Consider the following 2548-nt stretch of genomic DNA (forward strand, 5'->3'; position numbering starts at 1 on the left):
CCCAGGCCAGCAGCCCGCCGCCGACGGCGAGCCCGGCCAGCGCGACCGAGCCCAGGTGGCCGACGACAGCGGTGTCGACGAGCAGGTAGAGCGGCTCGGCGGCGAGCACGACGAACGCCGACACCGCCAACGGCAGCAGTCGGGCCGCGGGCGCCGGCGTCGTCACGGCGGCGGGCTCAGACGTCGTCGTCGTCCTCGGTCTCGCGTGGCTTGCGGTACGGGTCGGGATCGCCCGCGGGGACGGCACCCCGGCGCGCCGCCTCGACCTGTGCGTCGGCGGCCGCCGCGACGGCCAGCAGCTCGTCGATGTGCTTCGCGGTGTCCGGCACCGCGTCCAGCACGAACGACAGCGTCGGCGTGAACTTGACACCGGTCTGGCGCCCCACCTCGCTGCGCAGCACGCCCTTGGCCGACTCGAGCGCCGCGGCCGAGGCCGCACGCTCCTCGTCGCCGCCGAGCACGGTGTAGAAGATCGTCGCGTCGTGCAGGTCGCCGGTGACGCGGACGTCGGTGATCGTGACCATGCCGAGCCGGGGATCCTTCACCTGCATCTCGATCCCGGTCGCGACGATCTGCTTGATGCGCCCCGCCATGCGCCGGGCCCTCGCCTGGTCGACCACCGTGTCCTCCTCGTCCCTGTCCTGATCGCTGTCGTCAGTCCAGATCGTCGTCGTCGAGCACCCGCCGCCGCACGGAGAGCAACTCCGCCTCCGGCCGGCCGGCGACGAACCGCTCGCACTCGTCCAACACCTCGTGCACGTGCGCATGCGACGAGCCCACCAGCGCCACCGAGACCTCGGCCCGCCGGTGCAGGTCCATCCTGCCGGTCTCGGCCGCCGACACCGAGAACCGACGCGACAGCTCCGCCACGACCGGCCGCACCACCGACCGCTTCCCCTTCAACGAGTGGATGTCCCCCAGCAGCAGGTCGAACACCACGACCCCCACCACCACGAACGCCCACCCCCTCCGTCCACAAGCCATACGGTGACGAACCGCAAGATCGAGTGACGGACCTGCAGATCCACTGACGACGAAAATGCCGTCACCCGAGCCCAAGATCCGTCACCCGATCTTGGACGCCGTCACCCAACGCCCACACTCGTCACCCACGGCCCCCATCACCACCACCGGGCCAGTCGGGGCGGAGACGACATCCCCCGCGCGACGCGAGCGAGACCCAACGAGCCGCGGGAGAGCACAGCAGCGGGAGACGACCACAGCGACGGCGGAGCCGAAGTGTGGGGCCCTGGGATGTAAAAGGTCTTCGTAGTTATCCCAGGGCCCCGCACTTCGGCGGAGCCGTCAGCCGAAGACGATCAGACCCGCGGCTTCTCCCGCAGCTCGAACGTCTCGATCGTGTCGCCGATCTTGATGTCGTTGAACGACCCGAGCCCGATACCGCATTCGTAGCCGTCCCGCACCTCGGTCGCGTCGTCCTTGAACCGCTTGAGCGAGTCGACGGTGAGGTTGTCGGCGACGACGATGCCGTCGCGGACGAGACGGGCCTTGGTGTTGCGGCGGATCGTGCCGGTGCGCACCAGCGAACCGGCGATGTTGCCGACACGCGGGACGCGGAACACCTCGCGCACCTCGGCGGTGCCGAGCTGCACCTCCTCGTACTCGGGCTTGAGCATGCCCTTGAGCGCGGCCTCGATCTCGTCGATGGCCTGGTAGATGACCGTGTAGTACCGGACATCCACACCCTCACGCTCGGCCGCTTCCCGCGCCTTGCCCTCGGGCCGCACGTTGAAGCCGATCACGACGGCGTCCGAGGCGATGGCGAGGTTGATGTCGTTCTCGGTGATGGCACCGACGCCGCGGCCGATGACGCGCAGCGAGACCTCTTCCTTCGCGTCGCCGAGGTCGATGTTGACCAGGGCGTCCTCGAGCGCCTCGACCGAACCGGACACGTCACCCTTGATGATGAGGTTCAGCTGCTGCACCTCGCCGGCGGCGAGCGCCTTGTCCAGGTCGTCGAGCGAGATGCGGCGACGGCCGGCGGCCAGCTGCGCGTTGCGCTCGCGGGCCTGGCGGCGGTCGGCGATCTGCCGGGCGATGCGGTCCTCCTCGACGACGAGGAAGGAGTCGCCGGCACCCGGCACGCTCGTCAGACCGAGCACCTGCACCGGACGCGACGGCGTGGCCACCTCGACCGTCTCGCCGTGCTCGTCGAGCATGGCGCGGACGCGTCCGAACGCGTCACCCGCCACGACCGAGTCACCGACGTGCAGCGTGCCGCGCTGGACGAGCAGCGTGGCCACCGGGCCGCGGCCGCGGTCGAGCCGGGCCTCGATGACGACACCCTGCGCGTCCTGGTCGGGATTGGCCCGCTGGTCGAGCGCGGCGTCGGCGGTGAGCAGGACACCCTCGAGCAGCCCGTCGATGTTGAGGTTGTTCCGCGCCGACACGTCCACGAACAGCGTGTCGCCGCCGTACTCCTCGGCGACCAGGCCGTACTCGGTGAGCTGCTGGCGCACCTTGGCCGGGTTGGCGCCCTCCTTGTCGATCTTGTTCACCGCGACCACGATCGGCACGTCGGCCGCCT

General features: G+C 70.4%; 3 protein-coding genes. All 3 read right to left on the minus strand.

Annotation, left to right across the window (positions count from 1 at the left end):
- Window positions 1-176: 176 nt before the first annotated feature.
- Window positions 177-620, minus strand: coding sequence for a 30S ribosome-binding factor RbfA (gene rbfA, locus ACTHMS_RS10965; protein ID WP_440306697.1), 444 nt, complete (start codon window positions 618-620; stop codon window positions 177-179).
- Between the two features lie 34 nt (window positions 621-654).
- On the minus strand, window positions 655-954 hold the full coding sequence (locus ACTHMS_RS10970) for a DUF503 domain-containing protein (protein ID WP_440306698.1): 300 nt from the start codon (window positions 952-954) through the stop codon (window positions 655-657).
- 365 nt (window positions 955-1319) lie between these two features.
- The coding region (gene infB, locus ACTHMS_RS10975; protein ID WP_440306699.1) for a translation initiation factor IF-2 at window positions 1320-2548 on the minus strand (1229 nt) is incomplete at its 5' end.

Source organism: Jatrophihabitans sp. (genome assembly GCF_051960575.1).
Classification (GTDB): Bacteria; Actinomycetota; Actinomycetes; order Mycobacteriales; family Jatrophihabitantaceae; genus JBQCEE01.